Source organism: Antribacter soli, from assembly GCF_021568775.1.
Lineage (GTDB): Bacteria > Actinomycetota > Actinomycetes > Actinomycetales > Cellulomonadaceae > Antribacter > Antribacter soli.
Genome location: NZ_JAKGSG010000042.1, coordinates 64,516 through 83,458, shown reverse-complemented (window position 1 = coordinate 83,458; position 18,943 = coordinate 64,516). Strand labels below are relative to the sequence as shown.

Annotated in this window: 17 protein-coding genes; 10 read left to right on the top strand and 7 right to left on the bottom strand. The window is 74.2% G+C overall.

All coding sequences use genetic code 11. From position 1 onward, the window contains the following. Positions 1-79: 79 nt before the first annotated feature. The gene (locus L1785_RS15805; RefSeq protein WP_236090236.1) at positions 80-3,736 is read left to right on the top strand and encodes a glycoside hydrolase; all 3,657 of its coding nucleotides are present in this window, start codon (positions 80-82) and stop codon (positions 3,734-3,736) included. On the opposite strand, the gene L1785_RS15800 is transcribed toward L1785_RS15805, so the two are convergent. Continuing rightward, on the bottom strand, positions 3,666-4,802 hold the full coding sequence (locus tag L1785_RS15800; RefSeq protein WP_236090235.1) for an XdhC family protein: 1,137 nt from the start codon (positions 4,800-4,802) through the stop codon (positions 3,666-3,668). The two genes, L1785_RS15805 and L1785_RS15800, sit on opposite strands and share 71 nt — an antisense overlap. Positions 4,803-4,931: 129 nt before the next feature. Here L1785_RS15800 and L1785_RS15795 point away from each other — a divergent pair, with 129 nt between their 5' ends. Beyond that, entirely contained in the window at positions 4,932-5,438 is a 507-nt protein-coding gene (locus L1785_RS15795; protein WP_236090234.1) for a dsRBD fold-containing protein, read from the top strand. Between the two features lie 130 nt (positions 5,439-5,568). On the opposite strand, the gene L1785_RS15790 is transcribed toward L1785_RS15795, so the two are convergent. Beyond that, a complete protein-coding gene (locus tag L1785_RS15790) occupies positions 5,569-6,222 on the bottom strand; it encodes a vitamin K epoxide reductase family protein (RefSeq protein ID WP_236090233.1) in 654 nt (217 codons plus the stop codon). A gap of 100 nt (positions 6,223-6,322) precedes the next feature. On the opposite strand from L1785_RS15790, the gene L1785_RS15785 reads away from it, so the two are divergent. Continuing rightward, entirely contained in the window at positions 6,323-6,871 is a 549-nt protein-coding gene (locus L1785_RS15785) for a DsbA family protein (RefSeq protein WP_236090232.1), read from the top strand. Between the two features lie 25 nt (positions 6,872-6,896). On the opposite strand, the gene nhaA is transcribed toward L1785_RS15785, so the two are convergent. After that, positions 6,897-8,270 (bottom strand): Na+/H+ antiporter NhaA, encoded by a 1,374-nt coding sequence (gene nhaA / locus L1785_RS15780; RefSeq protein ID WP_236090231.1) that lies wholly within the window; start codon positions 8,268-8,270, stop codon positions 6,897-6,899. A gap of 160 nt (positions 8,271-8,430) precedes the next feature. Between nhaA and L1785_RS15775 the strand changes: the two genes are divergently transcribed. Both L1785_RS15775 and L1785_RS15770 read left to right on the top strand, forming a co-directional pair. Further along, a complete protein-coding gene (locus tag L1785_RS15775) occupies positions 8,431-9,756 on the top strand; it encodes a molybdopterin molybdotransferase MoeA (RefSeq protein ID WP_236090230.1) in 1,326 nt (441 codons plus the stop codon). A gap of 116 nt (positions 9,757-9,872) precedes the next feature. Next, positions 9,873-10,322 carry a molybdenum cofactor biosynthesis protein MoaE gene (locus L1785_RS15770; RefSeq protein WP_236090229.1) on the top strand — a complete coding sequence of 150 codons (450 nt, stop codon included), beginning with the start codon at positions 9,873-9,875 and terminating at the stop codon, positions 10,320-10,322. On the opposite strand, the gene L1785_RS15765 is transcribed toward L1785_RS15770, so the two are convergent. Both L1785_RS15765 and L1785_RS15760 read right to left on the bottom strand, forming a co-directional pair. Continuing rightward, complete coding sequence (locus L1785_RS15765; protein WP_236090261.1) at positions 10,288-11,667, bottom strand: glycosyltransferase family 4 protein; 1,380 nt, start codon at positions 11,665-11,667, stop codon at positions 10,288-10,290. The two genes, L1785_RS15770 and L1785_RS15765, sit on opposite strands and share 35 nt — an antisense overlap. A gap of 127 nt (positions 11,668-11,794) precedes the next feature. Further along, positions 11,795-12,961, bottom strand: coding sequence for a GTP 3',8-cyclase MoaA (locus L1785_RS15760; protein WP_236090228.1), 1,167 nt, complete (start codon positions 12,959-12,961; stop codon positions 11,795-11,797). A gap of 103 nt (positions 12,962-13,064) precedes the next feature. Here L1785_RS15760 and L1785_RS15755 point away from each other — a divergent pair, with 103 nt between their 5' ends. Next, positions 13,065-13,982 (top strand): VOC family protein, encoded by a 918-nt coding sequence (locus L1785_RS15755; protein ID WP_236090227.1) that lies wholly within the window; start codon positions 13,065-13,067, stop codon positions 13,980-13,982. A gap of 104 nt (positions 13,983-14,086) precedes the next feature. On the opposite strand, the gene L1785_RS15750 is transcribed toward L1785_RS15755, so the two are convergent. Further along, positions 14,087-15,436: an MFS transporter gene (locus L1785_RS15750; RefSeq protein WP_236090226.1), complete on the bottom strand. Its 1,350-nt coding sequence runs from the start codon at positions 15,434-15,436 to the stop codon at positions 14,087-14,089. 56 nt (positions 15,437-15,492) lie between these two features. Here L1785_RS15750 and L1785_RS15745 point away from each other — a divergent pair, with 56 nt between their 5' ends. Then, the gene (locus L1785_RS15745; RefSeq protein WP_236090225.1) at positions 15,493-16,089 is read left to right on the top strand and encodes an ArsR/SmtB family transcription factor; all 597 of its coding nucleotides are present in this window, start codon (positions 15,493-15,495) and stop codon (positions 16,087-16,089) included. Here the strand turns inward: L1785_RS15745 and L1785_RS15740 are convergent. Beyond that, entirely contained in the window at positions 16,080-16,466 is a 387-nt protein-coding gene (locus L1785_RS15740) for a universal stress protein (protein ID WP_236090224.1), read from the bottom strand. The two genes, L1785_RS15745 and L1785_RS15740, sit on opposite strands and share 10 nt — an antisense overlap. 264 nt (positions 16,467-16,730) lie before the next feature. Here L1785_RS15740 and eda point away from each other — a divergent pair, with 264 nt between their 5' ends. The 3 genes from eda to L1785_RS15725 all read left to right on the top strand — a co-directional run bounded on the left by eda (position 16,731) and on the right by L1785_RS15725 (position 18,940). Beyond that, positions 16,731-17,447 carry a bifunctional 4-hydroxy-2-oxoglutarate aldolase/2-dehydro-3-deoxy-phosphogluconate aldolase gene (eda, locus tag L1785_RS15735; RefSeq protein WP_268915345.1) on the top strand — a complete coding sequence of 239 codons (717 nt, stop codon included), beginning with the start codon at positions 16,731-16,733 and terminating at the stop codon, positions 17,445-17,447. After that, positions 17,444-18,544, top strand: coding sequence for a sugar kinase (locus L1785_RS15730; protein ID WP_236090222.1), 1,101 nt, complete (start codon positions 17,444-17,446; stop codon positions 18,542-18,544). The genes eda and L1785_RS15730 overlap by 4 nt, the downstream gene beginning before the upstream one ends. 303 nt (positions 18,545-18,847) lie before the next feature. Continuing rightward, positions 18,848-18,940, top strand: coding sequence for a potassium-transporting ATPase subunit F (locus tag L1785_RS15725; RefSeq protein WP_236090221.1), 93 nt, complete (start codon positions 18,848-18,850; stop codon positions 18,938-18,940). The last annotated feature ends 3 nt before the right edge of the window (positions 18,941-18,943 follow it).

Below are 18,943 nucleotides of genomic sequence, written 5' to 3'. Positions count from 1 at the left end.
GTCGTGCCACAGGATGGCCGGGTTACCCGGGCGGAGCGTCGCAGCTCCGCCCGCCAACCCCAACGGCGGGAGCTGGCAGATGCGTACGTTGTTCCCTTGGCGGCCGCTCGGCGCGGCCGTCGTCCTCGGCGGCCTCGTGGCCGGCCTTGCAGGCGTGGTGCCGCCGGGGTCACCACCGGCTGCGGCCGCGGCGACCGACGGGCCGGTCCCCGTCACCATCACCCCTGACCCGTCCTACCGCGCGAGCGAGCCGTTCCAGGGCTGGGGGACCAGCCTCGTCTGGTTCGCCAACGCGACCGGCGGCTACCCCGACGACGTCCGCGAGGAGCTGTACCAGAAGGTCTTCGGCGAGGACGGGCTCAACCTCAACATCGCCCGCTACAACGTGGGCGGAGGCAACGCGGTCGACGTCGACGACGACGCGTACATGCGCAAGGGCGGTGCCGTCGAGGGCTGGTGGCAGTCGGACCTGGACGGCGACGGCGACACCGACGAGGCGGTCCGCGCGAACGCGGAGGCCTACCGCGCCGCGTGGGACGCCGACGACGCCGCGTCCTACGACCTGACAGCCGACGCGACGCAGCGCTGGTGGGTGGACCGCCTGGTCCAGGACGACCAGATCACCCACTGGGAGGCGTTCAGCAACTCGCCGCCGTGGTTCATGACCGAGAACGCCTACGTGACCGGCGGCTTCAACGCGAGCACCGACCAGCTCCGTCAGGACAGCATCGACGACTTCGCCGAGTACATGGTCAGCGTGGTGGAGGAGCTCGAGGCCGCGCACGGCATCGAGGTCGACACGATCGACCCGATGAACGAGCCCAACACGAACTACTGGGGCACGAGCCTCAACCCCGACGGGTCGCCCCGGTGCTGCCGGCAGGAGGGCGCGCACATGTCGCCGGCGCTGCAGGCGCAGGTGATCGAGGCGCTCGACGCCCGCCTGGCCACGGCCGGCTCCGACGCCCGCATCTCCGCCCCCGACGAGACCAACCCCGGCACCTTCGTGGCCGACTGGAACGGCTGGACCCCGGCGGCGCGGCACGCCGTCGACCAGCTCAACGTCCACACCTACGGCACGAGTGACCGGGTGCGGGTCCGCGACATCGCCAAGACGGCGGACAAGCCGCTGTGGATGAGCGAGGTCGAGGGCGACTTCTCCGGCGTCGACGGCCTGGACCTCACGAACATCGACAACGGCCTCGGCATGGCCGGGCGCATCGTGGACGACCTGCGCGAGCTCGAGCCCAGCGCGTGGGTCTTCTGGCAGCCGGTCGAGGACCTGTGGAACATGGAGGTCACCGAGACCGCCAACTGGGGCAGCGTCTACGTCGACTTCGACTGCGACGCCGACGGCAACTCCCAGCGCCGTCTCGCCGCCGGGTACGCGGACCCGTCCTGCCAGGTCCTGACGAACGCGAAGTACAACACGGTCCGGAACTTCACCCACTACATCAACCCGGGCGACGTCGGAGTCGCAGTCGACGACGCGGCCACGACGGCGTTCGTGCGCGGCGACGAGACGGGCGCCACGCTGGTGCACGTCAACAGCTCGACGTCGGAGCAGGAGGTCGCCCTCGACCTGTCGCGCTTCGCGGTGACCGACGGCGCCACCGTGACGCCGGTCGTGACCACGCGCCCGACCGCCGACGACCCGGAGGCGAACGCCCTGGTCGAGGGCGCGCCGGTCGCCGTCGGACCGGACGGGACGGCCACGCTGCGCGTGCCGGCCAAGTCCGTGGTGACGTTCCTCGTCGACGGCGTGTCCGGCGTGGCCGGAGCCGCGCCGGCCGACGGCACCTCGTATCTGCTCCGCGGCGCCGGCAGCGGCCGCGTCCTGACGAGCCACGTCGGTACGGGCCCGGCCCTGACGATCGAGAACCTGACGGCCACGCCGGGGACGGGCGCGCCGGGCACGAACCCGGCCGACCTCCAGGCGTGGACGCTGCACACCCTGTCGGGCGAGGGCACCAACCTGCGCACGGTCGCGGTGACGGACGGCGCGGGCCGGTTCCTCGCGTCGACACCGGGGCACGGCGCGGCGCTCGTGACGTCCGACCTGGGGACCGCCGCCGGCACGCCCGCGCAGCAGTGGATCCTGAACAGCCTGAACGGCCGCACGTACTCGCTGCTCAGCGTCGCCGCCACCGAGCAGCTCGACATCAACGGCGAGGGCACGGCGGCCGGCACCGGTGTGGGGACGTGGGCGAGCAGCACCGGCGCCCACCAGGCCTGGACCTTCCAGGACACCACGCTGCAGGGCGTGGGCGAGGTGCAGGCCGAGACTCCGGCCGGCACGGCGCCGAGCCTGCCCACGACGGTCGAGCCCCGGTACGCCTGGGGTACGGGCACCCCGGTCCCGGTCGTCTGGGACCTGCCGGCCGCGTGGGACACCGCCGGCACCGTGACGGTCACCGGCACGGGCACCGACGTGTTCGGGACGGCGTTCCAGGCGACCGCGCTCGTCGACGTGGGCAGCTTCGCGATCACCGACCCGGTGACCGTCCACGCCTACGCCGGGGCCGACCTCCAGGCGGCCGTCGCAGCGGCACCGGCCACCGTCCCGGCACACGTCGGCACGAGCCCTCGCACGTTCGACGTCCCGGTCGTCTGGGACTGGTCGGCCGCGGGCGAGGCGACCGCCACGACGGGCGTCGTGACGCTGCCGGGCACGGCGACGACCCGCGGCGGGGACCTGCCCGCCACGCTGTCGGTGGTGGTCACCGAACCGGTCACGACCAACGTGGCGACCGCACCCACCACCACGGCGTCGGCCACCTACACCGAGCCCGGCTACCCGGTGGACCGGACGCGCAACGGCGTGACGAACGACAAGGGCTGGTCCAACTGGCTACCCGGCACGCTGCGCAGCCAGGACACGCTCACCTACGACCTCGGGGCGCCGCAGGACCTCACCGCCGCGCGGATCTACTTCTTCGCGGACGGCTGGCACCCCTCGTGGGCCCGGGCGTACACCGCCGAGTACCGGGCTGCGGACGGCACGTGGGTGCCGCTGACCGACGCCCCGGTCCAGATCCCGCCGGCGTCCAGCGGCGCGCCGGTCGCCGAGGTGGACCTGTCCGGGATCCGCGCCGACGCGGTCCGGTTCGTGCTGCTGCCGACGCTGCGGGCGGACGGGTCGAACGTTCACCTCGTGGTGTCCGAGGTCGAGATCGACGCCAAGGGCCCCGGCCCCTCCTCGGTGGCGAGCCTCGCGGACCTGCGGGTCGGCGGCGTGCCGGTGTCCGGCTGGGACCCGGAGCGGGAGGCGTACACCGTGCGCGTCCCGGCTGGGGCGGACCTGCCCGAGGTCGCGGCATACCCCGTGGACACCGAGGCGGACGTCGTGGTCAAGCAGGTGCCCGCCGTTCGGGGCGGGAGCATCGCCCGCATCACCGTGACGTCACCGGACGGCTCGGTCACCCTGGTCCGGTCGGTGCGGTTCGTCCGGCTCCCGGCGTCGGGCACCATGGGCAGACTGCAACCTTTGGTCCGGGCCGGACCTCGCCCGCATCCCCGGCGTCGCCGTCCGGGCAGGCATGGCGGGCGACCGCATCGCCTGGCGCGAGGACGTAGGAGGCACTCGGTCGTACCTGACCGAGGGCACTGTCCGCAGTGCGGCCTCCGAGTGACCGGGCACCATCGCCCGGCTCAGGCTCCCCTGGTCAGCCGCCGTGGATGGGGCCCGTCGTCTCCGAGAGGGGGCGGCCCGAAGCGCCCGTGCGGGACGCGATGATCTCGGCGGCGATCGACACGGCCGTCTCGTCGGGGGTCCGGGCGCCGAGGTCGAGCCCGATCGGCGAGTGCAGGCGCGCGAGTGCGGCGGGCGCGAGGCCCTCCTCGAGCAGCCGCGCCGACCGCTCGGCGTGCGCGCGCCGCGACCCCATCGCCCCCACGTACGTCCCGGCGGGCAGCGCCTCCAGCGCGAGCCGCAGGAGCGGCACGTCGAACTTCGGGTCGTGGGTGAGCACGCACACGGCGGTGGTCGCGTCGACGCGTCCCGCGGCGAGCTCCGCCGCGAGGTAGCGGTGCGGCCAGTCGACGACCACCTCGTCCGCGTCGGGGAAGCGTGCGGCCGTGGTGAAGATCGGCCGGGCGTCGCACACCGTGACGTGGAAGCCGAGGAGCCGGCCCGCGCGAGCCATGGCGGCGGCGAAGTCGATCGCCCCGAACACGAGCAGCCGCGGTCGCGGCGCGAACGCGTGCAGGAACACGCCCACCCCCGTCCCGAGCCGCTCCCCGCGCGGCCCGTACTCGCGCAGCACGCTCTCGCCGTTGCCGAGGTGCCCGACGGCGTCCGCGGTCACCGCCGCGTCCAGCGCCGGGTCTCCCAGGGTCCCGTCCGCGCCGGCCGGGCGCACCGTCAGCCGCCGGCCCACGGCGCCCTCGCCGGGCGAGGTGACGACGGTGGCGACGACGAGGGGCGAGGCGTCGGCTGCGACGTCGGGCAGGACGTCCGTGACCAGGTCGTCGAAGCCGGGCCAGCCCTCCCGCGAGAACGGCTCGACGAGCACCTCGATGGTGCCGCCGCAGGTCAGCCCCACCTCGAACGCGGCAGAGTCCGAGACGCCGTAGCGGGCGAGGACCGGCCGGGCGGTCTCGGCGACGGTGAGGCACAGGTCGTAGACCGCGCCCTCGACGCAGCCGCCGGACACCGACCCGACGACGTCGCCCCCCGGCCCGACGGCGAGGGCCGCGCCCGGTGACCGCGGTGCCGACGAGAACGTGCGCACGACCCGGGCGAGCGCACCGGACTCGCCGGCGCGCCACCACTCCAGCAGGGTCGGCAGGAGGTCGCGCATGGGTCACATTGTGCGCCCGGCCGGTCTCACGCGTGACCGCTGTTCGCCCGGCGGGGGTCTGGGCGAGGCAGCGGCGGCGGGCGCATGATGAAGGTATCGGACGGGCGCGACGACGCGAGGGAGACACCGATGAAGGCAGCAACGGGAGATCGGATCGTGACGGCCTCGGGAGTGGTCGGCGGGCCGGTGCGCGATGGCGTGATCGTGGAGACCCGCGGTCCGGATGGGACACCGCCGTACCGGGTCCGGTGGTCCGACACGGGGGAGGAGACGCTGGTCTTCCCCGGACCGGACTCGTTCGTGGACCACTCGGGGGCGGTCCACGACGAAGGCGCGAAGCGCGCCGGGGAGGGCGCCGGCGGGGAATCGCGCCGGACCCTGACGTGGCAGGTCCAGGTCACGCTCGTGGAGAGCTCGGGCAGCACGACGGCGGAGGCGACCGTCGTCGGACCGACGTCCGGGTCGCTGCGGGCCGTGGGCCACGCTCGCAAGGCGCCGCAGGACGAGGAGATCCCGGCGATCGGCGACGAGCTGGCCGCGGCGCGGGCGCTGCGGCGCCTCGCGGACCGGCTCCTCGAGGTGGCGGAGTACGAGATCGCGGCGTCGACGGGCCACGCGGCGCACGTGCACTCCTGACCTGCGGCGGTACCTGCAGCGGTGCTGCGGCGGTACCTGCGGAGGCGTGGCCGGGCGCCTCCGCAAGCTTCGTCGAGCGGCGGGTCGCGCGGTTCTGGTCGCGCGGTTCTGACAGCTCCCAGGATCCGGCTCAGGAGAAGAGCGCAGTGCCGTACTTCAGGACGATCGCCGCGGCGAGACCGACGAGCCACGCCGCGAGCAGGATGTCCAGCGCTCCGGAGCGTACGAACTCCACGGCCCGAGCGTGCACGCGGCGCGGCCAGTAGAGGTTGTCCTCCAGGACGTTCCAGTGGAGCATCGAGACGAACACCAACGTGGTCGAGACGGTCACCGTCAGGCACCACGGGCACAGGGCGCCGATGACGAACATCGACTCCGTGAACAGCCAGTAGGCGAAGATCGTGCCCAGCAGGTACACGGTCTGGGCGGCTGTCATGAACCAGCGCGGGAACCGCACCCCGGCCAGGCCGGCGACGGCAACCGTGATGACGACGGGCTCGGCGATCAGCCCGAGGAACGCGTTCGGGAAGCCGAAGACCGACGCCTGCCACGCCTGCGCGACGGTGCCGCAGCTGATGATCGTGTTGATGTCGCACGCGAGGGTCACCTGCGGGTTCGCCGCCAGCTCGATGGCGTCGACGCCGAGGACGAACGCCGCGACGAGGCCGACCAGGGCGCCGACCAGCATCTCGCCGAACAGCCAGCGGCGGGAGTGCGGGAATCCCGGCGGCCGGATCGGAGTCTCGACGGCGGGCAGCTCGTCGTCGGGCAGCATGGTCGGCATGTGAGCCCCTCTCTTGTGAAAAATCGTACAAGCGGGCCGGGTGGGTCGGGCTCCGGGGAGGGTGTGGCGTCGCGCACAGCGGTGCGGCAGGCTGACGCCCATGACCAGCACCCCCGGGACCCTGCCCGCGGACGCACTGCTCGTGCCCTCCGGCGCCCACGTGCTCGGCGATCCCGCCGCGCCCGTCACGATCGTCGAGTTCGGCGACCTGGAGTGCCCCTACTGCCGGGACGCCGCGCCCGTGCTGAGGGAGCTCGTCGAGGGCTCCCGCGGCCGCGTCCGGCTCGTGTGGCGCCACTTCCCGCTGTTCGAGGTGCACCCGCACGCGCTCACCGCGGCGCTCGCCGTCGAGGCCGCCGGGGACCGGTTCTGGGAGCTGCACGAGAGGCTCTTCGAGCACCAGGACCGCCTGACCGACGCCGACCTCGTGGCGCACGCCGCCGCCGTCGGCGTGCCCGACCCCGCGTCCGTCGCGGGCGAGGCCGCGCAGGCGCACGCCGACGCGGTGCGCCGGGACTACGCGGACGGCATCGCGGCCGGCGTGCGGGGCACGCCGACGCTGTTCGTCGACGGGGTGCTCTGGCGGGGGCGGGTCGCGCGCGACCGCCTGGAGAAGGCGGTCGAGGAGGCGTACGCCGGCCACCGCTGACCCTGCCCCCGCCCCCGGGCGGGCGTCACGCCGGGGCGCGCCAGGGGCCGAGCGGCAGCGCGGCGGGCGGGCCGGCCGCCGACGGGGAGCACAACGGCCACCGCTCCCCGAAGAGCCGCAGCGTGACCGACCCCAGCACGGCCGCGATCGCCGACCCCGCGAGGATGCCCACCTTCGCCTGCTCCTTGAGCACGGCGTCGTCGAACGCGAGCTCCGCGATGAACAGCGAGATCGTGAAGCCGATCCCGGCCAGCATCGCGCCGCCCAGCAGGTGCGAGTAGCGCACCCGGCCCGGGAGGTCGCCCAGCCCGGCGCGCAGAGCGAGCGTCGACGCCCCGAAGACGCCGATCGCGTTGCCCGCCATGAGCGCGACCATCGCACCGATCGTCACCGGTGACGTCACGGCCGCCCGCAGCGTCTCGCCGTCCAGGTGCACGCCTGCGTTCGCCAGACCGAACAGCGGGACCACCAAGAACGCGCTCCACGGGTGCAGTACGCGCTGCAGCCGTTCCCCGGTCGGCACCGCGGCCCGGGCGGCGAGCTCGGTGAGGTGGCTGCGCTCCGCCGTCGTCTCCACGGTGAGCCGTTTGACGTACTGCCACACGGCTCGCACCTCCTCCGGGCGCGCCGGGCGTGCCGGGATGAGCAGGCCGAGCAGAACTCCCGCGAGCGTCGCGTGCACGCCGGAGGCGAGGACCGCGACCCACAGTCCGACTCCCGCCAGCGCGTACGGCGTCACCTGCCACACGCCCATCCAGCGCATCGCGACGATCGCCACCACGATCACGGCGGCGGCCACCAGGCCCGGCACGCTCACCGAGTCCGTGTAGAACAGGGCCATCACCGTGATGGCGCCGATGTCGTCCACGACCGCCAGCGTCAGCAGGAACAGGCGCAGCTGGTCCGGGCAGCGGGGCCCGAACAGCGCGAGCACGCCCACCAGGAACGCCGTGTCCGTCGACATCACGATGCCCCAGCCGTGCGCCGCCGGGCCGCCCGCGTTGAAGGCGAAGTAGATGAGCGCGGGGACCGCCAGCCCGCCGATCGCGCCCAGGGCGGGAACCGCGACGGCGCGCGGGTTGCGCAGCTCGCCGCTGGTGACCTCCCGGCTGATCTCCAGGCCGATGACCAGGAAGAACACGGCCATCGCGGCGTCGTTCACCCAGTGATGAAGGTCCAGCGAGAAGTCCCACGAGCCGACACGCAGGCCCGCCTCGGTCTCCCACAGGGCCTCGTACGACCCGGCCCAGGGCGTGTTCGCCCACACGATCGCCACGAGCGACGCACCGAGGAGCAGCATCGCGCCGCCCGCCTCCGTCGCGAGGAAGGCGCGGACGGACGGGGCGACGGGGCGCAGCGGGATCCGCAGCGGCGGACCCGGGTGGGTCAGGGACGTCACGGTGGTCCTCTCGGTGTGGCTCAAGCGTCACGCACGGAGCCGGGGCGGGCAACGGGTCCTTGGCAGGCTCCTGGGTGAACCGTCGTGCGGGGGGATCGCTTCCCGGTAGCGGTCCTCGCGACGCGCAGAGCGTACGAGACCGGCGAGGTAGGTTCGGCGCATGGCACAGCGCGTGGACGTCGACCAGCACCGCCGGGACGTCGCGGAGCTCCTGGCCGGGCTCGCCGCACGCCCGGCGGAGCGGGTCGCGCTCGCCGACGCCGCAGGCCGGGTCCTCGCCGGCGACGTCCGCGCGCCCGGCCCGCTGCCGCGCTTTCGCAACTCGCAGATGGACGGCTACGCCGTGCGCGCGGCCGACGTCGCCGGGGCGTCGCCGGACGCGCCCGTGGTGCTGCCGGTCGCGGGCGAGGTCGCCGCGGCACCGGGCGACCCGGCCCCGCTCGCGCCGGGCACGGCGGTCCGGATCATGACCGGTGCCGCGATCCCCGAGGGGGCCGACGCGGTGGTCCCGGTCGAGGACACCGGCACGGGCACGTTCAACCCCGACCCCTCGATGCGTCCTGCGGACCGAAGTGCGACCCACGTGACGGTGCTCCGCCCGCGGGGCACGGGCGAGTTCGTCCGCGAGGCCGGGTCCGACGTCGCGGCGGGCGCCGTCGTGCTCCGCTCCGGGACGCTCCTCGCCCCGCACCACGTCGCTGCCGCGGCGGCCTGCGGCCTCGGCGAGCTGCCGGTCCGGGCGCGGATCCGGGTTGCGGTCGTCTCGACGGGGAGCGAGCTGGTCGCCCCGGGCGAGCCGGCCGGCCCGGGCCAGGTGTGGGACGCGAACACGGCGGCGCTCGCCGCCGCCGTCCGCGTGGCCGGGGGAGTGGTGGTCCTCACGGACCGCACCGACGACGACCCGGCGGGCGCCGCCGCCGTGCTGGGCCGGGCCGCACGGTCCGCCGACCTCGTCCTCACGTCCGGCGGCGTCTCCCAGGGCGCGTACGAGGTGGTCAAGGACGCCCTGCCCGACGTCGTCTTCCGCTCCGTCGCGATGCAGCCCGGCGGTCCGCAGGGTCTGGGCCGTCTCGACGGCACGCCCGTGCTCACGTTCCCGGGGAACCCGGTCAGCGCCCAGGTCTCGTTCGTCGTGCTCGCCCGGGACGCCCTCCGCGAGCTTGGCGGCCTCCCGCCGGTCCGACGGCGCACGGCCCGCCTCGCCGCGGGTCTCACGTCCCCCGCGGGCCGCCGTCAGCTCCTCCGCGGCAGGCTGCTGCCCGACGGCGGTGCCTCGCCCCGGGCCTCCGCCGCACCGGCGACGACGCCCACCCGGGCGGCTGGGGAGCACGCCGCCGGGGTGGGTCCGAGCGCTGGCGTGGAGATCGTCGGCGGCCCGGGTTCGCACCTCGTCGCCTCGATGGCCGCCGCGGACGTGCTGGTCGACGTCCCGGCCGACGTGACGGACCTCGCCGCCGGCGCCGAGGTCACCGTCTGGCCGCTCTGAGAGTCCGCTTCGAGCAGGTGATCAGGTATCGCGTCGGGGCCGGGAGCCGTGCCTGATCGCCTGCTCGAGGCGGACAGCGCCCGGGGCCCGGCCCAGCACTGCGTAGGGTGAGAGACATGACCGAGGTGAGCTCCGGCGTCGGGCAGCGTGAGGACGTGACGCGCGTGACCGACGCGGCCCTTGACGATGCGACCGCGCGAGCCGTGGAGGACGCCGTCGCGGCGCCCGAGTGCGGCGCCGTGGTGACGTTCCGCGGCGTGGTGCGCGATGTCGACGGCGGGCGCGACGTGACGAGCCTGGACTACGAGGCGCACCCCGACGCCACGGCGGTGCTCCGTGCGGTGTGCGCGGACGTCGCGGGGGAGACGGGACTGCGCGTCGCAGCCGTGCACCGGTACGGCCACCTCGGGATCGGCGACGTCGCGCTGGTCGCCGCCGCGTCCGCCGGGCACCGCGAGGAGGCGTTCGCCGCGTGCTCGCTGCTCGTGGAGCGGATCAAGGCCGAGGTGCCGATCTGGAAGAAGCAGCGGTTCACGGACGGCGAGTCGGAGTGGGTCGGCCTGTAGCGCGGCGCGCCGCGTCGTCGACCAGGGAGATCGACCGGGACACGACCCGCGACGTGACGACCCGGTGACCCAGGGCGCGAGGCCCGGGGATCCGCGCCAGGGAGTCGCGCACGGAGAGCTGCGGCAGGCTCGGCAGGTTCGGCAGGTGCCGCGCCGTGACCGTCTGCAGCGAGACGTTCGGCAGCCAGATGTGGTGCAGCGTCACGTGCGGGGACGGAAGGCGGGTGATGACCTCGTTCGTCAGGCGCTGCAGCCGCGGGGCCTGCACCGGGAGCGGCAGCACGTCCAGGCTGCGGTGGAACGCCTCGGCGCAGGCCCGCCACGAGAACTGCTCGGCGTACGCGCGGGTGCGACCCCGGTCGCACGTGAGGGCGACCAGGGCGGCCTCCCGCAGATCCTTGGAGACGGCACCCGCACCCGTCCCCGGGATGAGGTCCCGCGGGCCGGGCGCGTCGAAGCCGGCCACCGGCGTGCCCGCCGCCATCGCCTCCAGGATGACCAGCCCGAACGTGTCGGTCAGGCTGGGGAAGACGAGGACGTCGGCGTCCGCGAAGTGGCGTGCCAGGTCCTCGCCCGAGCGCGAGCCGCGGAAGCGGACCTCCGGGTAGCGGGCCTCCAGGTCGGCGCGGGCCGGGCCGTCGCCCACCACCACCTTCGAGCCCGGCAGGTCCAGCGCGCAGAACGCCTCCACGTTCTTCTCCACCGCCAGGCGCCCCACGTATGCGAACACCGGGCCGGGCAGGTCGCGGTACACGCCCCCGTCCACGCCACGCCGGCGCGGGTGGAAGAGCTCCGTGTCCACGCCGAGGCTCCACGGCGCGATGTTGCGGAACCGTCGCCCCTCGAGCTGGTCCCGCATGGTCTGCGTCGTCACCAGCACGCGGCCCGACGTCGAGTGGAACCGCCGCATGTACGAGTAGCCCGCCCAGAGCGGCACCCACGACCACCGCGCCGTCAGGTACTCCGGGAACTGCGTGTGATAGCTCGTCGTGAACGGGAAGCCGTAGTAGAGGCACACGTTGCGCGCCGTCCAGCCGAGCGGTCCCTCGGTCGCGATGTGCACCGCGTCGGGCGCGAAGTCGAGGAAGCGGCGCTCGATGTCGTCGCGGGCGCGGATCGGGACGCGCAGCTCCGCGTAGCTGGGCACGGGGACCGTCCGGTAGCCGTCCGACGGCGTGACGACCTCCACCGTGCAGCCCATGTCGCGCAGCTCGTCGACCATGCGGCGCAGCGCGCGGGCGACGCCGTTCACCTGGGGCTCCCAGGCGTCGGTCACGATCATGATGCGGCGAGGCGTCCTGGGTCCGGCGAGCGGTCTGTCGGGCGCGTCGAGAGTCTCAGTCACAGCGGTCAACCCGGATCGTTGCACGAGGCGGTCGGCGCGCGGCCGGCTGCCGCGCTCGGCGCCGATTCTGGCACGGTCTGACCCCGCCGCTGCACACCGGCGTGTCGCACGGCGTGTCGCGGAGCAACTAGCCGCCGATCGCGCCCATGGTGCGCGTGGTGTCGGCGAACGCGTCCGGGGCGAGCTCCGGCGCGTCGCTGCCGTGCGCGCGGGGCTTGGCCCACATGGCGCCGCGCCAGGCGTCGGCGACGTCCTCGTCGCTCACGCCGCCGCGCAGGAGCGCGCGGAGGTCCGTCTCGGCGTCGCCGAACAGGCACGAGCGGACCGTGCCCTCGGCGGTGAGCCGGGTGCGGTCGCACGTGCCGCAGAACGATCGCGTCACCGAGGCGATGATGCCCACGGTGGCCGGCCCGTCGTCGACCAGCCACTCCTCCGCCGGCGCCGACGGGTCCTCGCGACCAGCCGGCGTCAGCGTGAAGCGGCTGCTCAGGCGATCGAGGAGGTCGTCAGCGCTGATGACGGCCTGGCGCGCCCACGCGTGGTCCGCGTCGAGCGGCATCTCCTCGATGAAGCGCAGGTGGCAGCCGTTGTCGACCGCCCACTGCAGGAGGTCGGGCGCGCCGGCGAGCGTCTCGGGCAGCAGCACCGCGTTCAGCTTGACCGGGGCGAGCCCGGCGGCGACCGCGGCGCGGATGCCCGTCAGCGTGTCCTCGAGCCGGTCGCGGCGGGTGAGCGCCCGGAACGCCGCCCGGTCGACCGTGTCCAGGCTGACGTTCACCCGGTCCAGGCCCGCGTCGACGAGCGCGTGCACCCGCTTGTCGAGGCCGAGGGCGTTGGAGGTCATCGCGAAGCGCACCTTGCCCCCGCCAACGCTGCCGCCGCGAACGCTGCCGCCGCGAACGCTGCCGCCGTCGCCGGCGAGCGCCGCGTCGGCCGCCGCGCGCGAGGCCCGGATCACCTCGACGAGGTCGTGCCGCATGAGCGGTTCCCCGCCGGTGAACCGCACGTCGCGGATGCCGAGCCGCACGCCGATCCCGACCAGGCGGCCGATCTCGGCCGGCGTGAGCAGCTCGTCCCGCGGCACGACCGGCAGTCCCTCGGCCGGCATGCAGTAGGTGCAGCGCAGCGAGCAGGCGGTGGTGAGCGAGACGCGCAGGTCGCGGGCGACCCGGCCGTAGCGGTCGACGAGGAAGGGGGTGTCGGGTCGCGGCCGGACGACGGCGGTGCCACGGCCCGTTGCCGCAGGGCGCGCAGGCCCGCGGAGTGCGGGGATGCCGAGCGAGACCGTGGCCATGAGCCGAGCGTACCCGGGCCGTCCGGCGGCGATCCGCGCCGTCCGCCGCCCGGGCCGCAGCGGCGCGCGGAACACACGCGCCGGCGATATGGTTGAAGTTTCTATGACCGATCTCCTGGCCCCCGAGACCTCGATGCAAGCGGTGACGCTGCATGTCGCGGACCTCGACCTGATGACGCGCTACTACCGCGACGCCCTCCTGCTGCACGAGCTCCAGGCGCCGGAGGAGCTGGGTCTGACGCCTGCCGAGCTGGCGGAGACGGCGGTGCTCGGCCGCGGCGGCCGGCCCCTCGTGATCCTGCGGCGTCGGCCCGGGCTGCCGCGACCTGCCCGTGGCGAGGCCGGTCTCTTCCACACGGCCGTGCTCTTCGACGGCGCCCCCGCCCTGGCCGCGGCGCTCGCGGCGGTGGCGACGACCGCGCCGTCGACGTTCACGGGTTCCGCCGACCATCTCGTCTCCGAGGCGTTCTACTTCACCGACCCGGAGGGCAACGGCGTCGAGCTGTACCACGACCGGCCGCGCGACACGTGGGCGTGGGACGGTGGCCGGATCCAGATGGACACGCGGTACCTCGACCCGAACGCGTTCCTGGCGCAGCACCTCACGCCCGACGCTCGGGACCTGGTCCGCACCGCCCCGGAGGACCGGCCGCGGACGCCGGCCGGCGCGGTGGTGGGTCACGTGCACCTGCAGGTGGGTGACGTCCCGTCGGCCCGCGACTTCTACGTCGGCGCGCTGGGCTTCGAGGAGACCGCCGCGATGCCGTCGGCCCTGTTCGTATCGGCCGGCGGCTACCACCACCACATGGCGATGAACACGTGGAACAGCCGCGGCGCGGGTCCGCGCGCCGCGACCACGCTCGGTCTGGCCACGGTGGGCATCGAGGTGCCGACGACCGAGGACGTCGCCGCCCTGCGCGACCGGCTCACCCGTGCGGGCGTCGCGACCGCGGACGACGGCGCGACCCTGCGGTTCGACGACCCGTGGAACAACCACCTGGAGGTCCGGGCAACGGCCTGATGCCGGCCCGCTGGGGCTCCGGGTGAACCGGGGAACGCACGAGACCGCCCCTGGGTCGCTCTCAAGGCTCTGAGAGCGACCCAGGGGCGGTCTCGCGCGTTCGCTCAGGTGGCGGGCTCTGGCTCCCGGGCCGCCGCCTCGGCCTCGTCCATCGCGCGGTCCGTCGCGACGAACAGGCCGAGCGCCGTCAGGGCCGAGATCACCGCGCAGACGGCGAAGGTGGCCCGAAGCCCGAACAGCTCGGCGAGCACGCCGCCCGCGGCGGCGCCGAGGGGCATGGTGCCCCAGGCGAGCAGCCGGTAGCAGGAGTTGAGGCGGCCGAGCATGCGGTCGGGCGTGATCTGCTGGCGCAGCGACACGGCGATGACGTTCCAGATGGCGACGCCCGCCCCCGCCAGCACCCACGTGGCGCCGATGGCCCACGCGTTCGGCGTGATCGCGGGGACCCCGATCATGAGCGTGAAGGTGACGACGCCGATGCCGAGCGACCACGCCCGGCCGAGCGCGGCGACCGCCTGCGCGGCGAACAGCGAGCCGACGACGGACCCGATCGCGCTGGTGGTGCTGAGCGCGCCGTACCCCGCCTCGGTGAGCCCCATGGGGGAGCTCGGCCCGACGGCGTAGAGCACGAACACCGCGAACGCCGCGCTGGACGTGAAGTTCGACAGGCCGGTCATGGCGGCGAGCGTGCGCAGCACCCGGTGGTGCACCAGGTAGGTCAGGCCCTCCTTGATGTCGGCGCTCAGGGTGGTGCGCGTCGCTGCGCGCTCCACGCGGAACGAGCCCGGCACCCAGGCGAGCGCCGCGACGGCGAACGCCCACAGGGCCGCAGGAGCGCCGAGCGCCAGCGCGGCCCCGGCCGCGACGAGGAAGCCGCCGACCGGCGGCCCGACGAACTGGTTGGCCGTGAGCTCGCCCAGGTAGAGGCGCGAGTTGGCCTTGGTCAGCGCCGACCGGTCCACCACCTGCGGCAGGATCGACTGGGCGGAGGTGTCGTACAGGACCTCCGCGACGCCGCACACGAGCGCTGCCGCGTACAGGAGCCAGATGTTGCCGAGCCCGCCCCAGACGGCCGCGGCGACGAGCCCGGCCACCACGAGGCGCGCCGAGTTGGCGAGGAGCATCGCCCGCCGCCGGTCGACCCGGTCGACGACGGCGCCGAACGGCAGCGCGAACACCAGCCACGGCAGGCTCATCGCGAAGCCGATGCCCGCGATGAGGATGGGCGACTGCGTGTACTGCACCGCGACGAGCGGCACCGCGATCTTCAGCACGCCGTCCGCGAGGTTGGACAGGGTCGACGCGGTCCACACCTTCGCGAAGCTCGCGCCCAGGCGCACGCCGGCCGACGGCGCCGCGGTCGCCTCGGTGGGCAGGTCACCCGGTCCGGGAGCCAGGTCAGGAGCGGCGCCGGCCGCGGGGGTGGTCGGTCTGCCGTCGGAGTCCTCGGTCATACGTCGATCGTACTGAGTGATTGAGAAAGTTCAAATGACTTCGGTAGGATGCGGCCATGGCTGTTCCCGCCCGCCGTCCGCCCACCGCCGCCGAGGCGAAGGCGCTCGCGCACCCGCTGCGCCAGCGGCTCGTCCGCCTGCTGAGCGCCGAGGACCTGACGAACCGGCAGCTCGCCGACCGGCTCCGCGCCGACCCCGCGACGGTGCTCTACCACGTGCGGATCCTGGCGGAAGCGGGTCTCGTCGAGCAGCTGCCGGTCCGGCACGGGACCCGGGGGGCACGCGAGAAGCCGTACCGGTCGACGGGCCGGAGCTGGTGGCTCGACGACCCGCTCGCGGGCGCGGCCCCGGACGTGCGGTTCGGCCCGGTCGAGCTCGCGATGGAGGAGCTGCGGGCGTCGGTGCCCGGCGATCGGGCGACGTTCGCGACGTTCACGCTGCACCTGACGCCCGACGACGTGACCGAGCTGGACCGCCGCCTGCTCGAGGTGATCGACGAGTACGTCGCGACGGACGCGGAGCGGCGCGACCGCCCCGTGCACCGCGGCTTCTTCGCCGTCCACCGGGTCGCGACCGGCTCACCCCCCGGCTCGCCAGACGGAGGCCGGGACGGAGCCGGAGACCCCGGTGACCCTGGCAACCGTCAGGAGTAGCCGGCCTTCACCACGAGCACGGGCGCCGGGGAGTCCAGCAGCACCTGCTGGGTGGTGGAGCCGATGAGGAACGTCCCCACCGTCGAGTGCTTGCGCGACCCGATGACGACGAGCCCGGCGGAGACCCGCTCGGCCTCGCCGACGATCGCGTCGGCCACCTGCTGGTGCTCTGACCTGTAGGCGATCGGGGCGACGGCGACGTCCGACGGCACCGAGTCGAGCAGATGGGCGAGATGTGCCGGCATGCCGGCACCCGGCGGCTGCGGCGTGAGGACCAGCACTGCCAGGTCCTGCTGCCGACGTTCCGCCTCTGAGACCGCGGCACGGAGTGCCGCCTCCCCCTGGGGGGACGCGTTGTACGCCACGAGGACCGTCATGCGATCGCACCTCCGGACAGGTTCGCCGGCAAGTCTTGCCGGTTGAACTCTCTCACAGGTCAGCGCGTTGAGCAGGGCGTTGCCGGCCGGGCGTGCCAGACCCGGCGACCAAGGCACCGAGGAGGCGCGCCGGTCGCCGGGGAAGCGGTTTCCGAGAGGGGCGTCGCTTCGCCTAGAGTTCGACTGTCCGCGAAGACGCACGGGGTCGAGACGGCCCGGTGCGGCCACCAGGAACGACGACGACCAGGAACTCGGAGCGCCGCGATGCCAGTGCAGCCATCGTCAGATACGTCAGCACCTCCCGGGGCGGTCGTCGATCGCCTCGGGCTCGTTCGCCTCGTCCCCGTGGTAGTGGTGGACGACGCCGCGCAGGGCATCGGCGTCGCGACAGCCCTGGCGGAGAACGGTCTGCCGGTCGCGGAGGTCACCTTCCGCACGGCAGGCGCCCGCGCCGCGATCGAGGCGATCGCCACCGACCGGCCCGACGTGCTCGTGGGGGCCGGCACGGTCGTCACCCCGGCCCAGGTCGACGAGGCGGTCGCGGCCGGTGCGCGGTTCCTCGTCTCGCCCGGCATCAGCCGGGCCGTCGTCGAGCGCGCCCAGGAGGTCGGCGTGCCGATCGTGCCAGGGTGCGCGACGGCGTCGGACATCATGACCGCCCTCGAGCTGGGCGTGACCACGGTCAAGCTGTTCCCCGCCGGCGTGGTCGGCGGGGTGGCGGCGCTCAGGGCGTTGTCCGCCCCGTTCCCGCAGGTGCGGTTCGTCCCGACGGGCGGTGTGAGCGCCGCCAACCTGGCCGAGTTCCTCGCCGTCCCGTCGGTCCTGGCCGTCGGCGGGTCCTGGATGGTGGAGAAGACCCTGGTCGCCGCGGGCGACTGGGCCGAGGTCGGCCGCCGCACCCGCGAGGCCGTCGAGATGGCGGCGCCCGCGGCCGCGCAAACCGTAACCACCCCGAGCGCCCCCGAGGAGGCCTCTCGATGAGCTCCCTGACGATCCGTCCGACGTCGGACACCGCGTACGACGTCGTCGCGCTCGGCGAGGTCATGCTGCGCCTCGACCCGGGCGAGCGCCGCATCCGCACGGCCCGCACGTTCGACGCCTGGGAGGGCGGCGGCGAGTACAACGTGGCGCGCGGCCTGCGCCGCTGCTTCGGCCTGAGAGGCGCCGTCGTGACGGCGCTCGCGGACAACGAGGTCGGCCGGCTCGTCGAGGACTTCGTGCTCACCGGCGGGCTGGACACGCAGTACATCCGGTGGGTGCCGTACGACGGCATCGGCCGCTCGGTCCGCAACGGCCTGAACTTCACCGAGCGGGGCTTCGGCGTGCGGGGCGCGGTCGGCGTGAGCGACCGCGGCAACACCGCGATCGCGCAGCTGCAGCCCGACGATGTCGACTGGGACGGCCTGTTCTCGCGTGGCGTGCGCTGGTTCCACACCGGCGGCATCTTCGCCGCGCTCTCCGAGAGCAGCGCCGACGTCGCCGAGGCCGCCATGCAGGCCGCCAAGCGGCACGGCACGATCGTCTCCTACGACCTCAACTTCCGGCCCTCCCTGTGGAAGGGCATCGGCGGGCCGGAGCGCGCGCAGGAGGTCAACCGCCGCCTCGCCCGGCACGTCGACGTGATGATCGGCAACGAGGAGGACTTCACGGCCTCGCTCGGCTTCGAGGTCGAGGGCGTCGACGAGAACCTCACCGACCTCGACACGGGCGCCTTTCGCGCCATGATCGAGCGGGCGTCCGGGGAGTACCCGAACTTCCAGGTCATCGCGACGACGTTGCGCGGGGTGCGGTCCGCGTCCCGCAACGACTGGGGCGCGATCGCCTGGTCCCGAAAGGAGGGCTTCGCCGAGGCGACCCACCGCGCGGACCTGGAGATCTTCGACCGTGTCGGCGGCGGTGACTCCTTCGCGTCCGGCCTCGCCTACGGCCTGATGGAGCTCGGCTCGCTGCAGGAAGCCGTCGAGTACGGCGCCGCGCACGGCGCCCTCGCCATGACCACGCCGGGCGACACCACCATGGCGACCCTCGCCGAGGTGGAGAAGCTGGCCAAGGGCGGCAGCGCGCGCGTCCAGCGCTGACCCCTCCCCGCTGACCCCTCCCGCTGTGGGGATGTGTTCGGCGTGAGTTCGGCGCCGAGTTCACGCCGAAGCCATGCCCACAGCGGCGAAGGGCGGCCGCGTCAGGGAGCCGTCAGGGTCCCGCGGCGCACCGCTAAGGACCCGTCAAGGACCGGCTCGGGGCCAGGCCGCCGGGCGTAGACCGGGTGTCATGACCGACCTGGCCTACATCCTCCTCACCGCGGCGTTCTTCGTCACGGTCGCGCTCGTGGCGCGACGCGTCGCGGCGCGCGAGACCTCCGTCAACCCCCTGGGGAGGCGGCGGTGAACCCCTACGACGCCGTGGGCCTGGTGCTCACCGTCGCCGGCCTCGTCTACCTCTTCGTCGCGCTGCTGCGCAGCGACAAGGTCCGGTGAGCC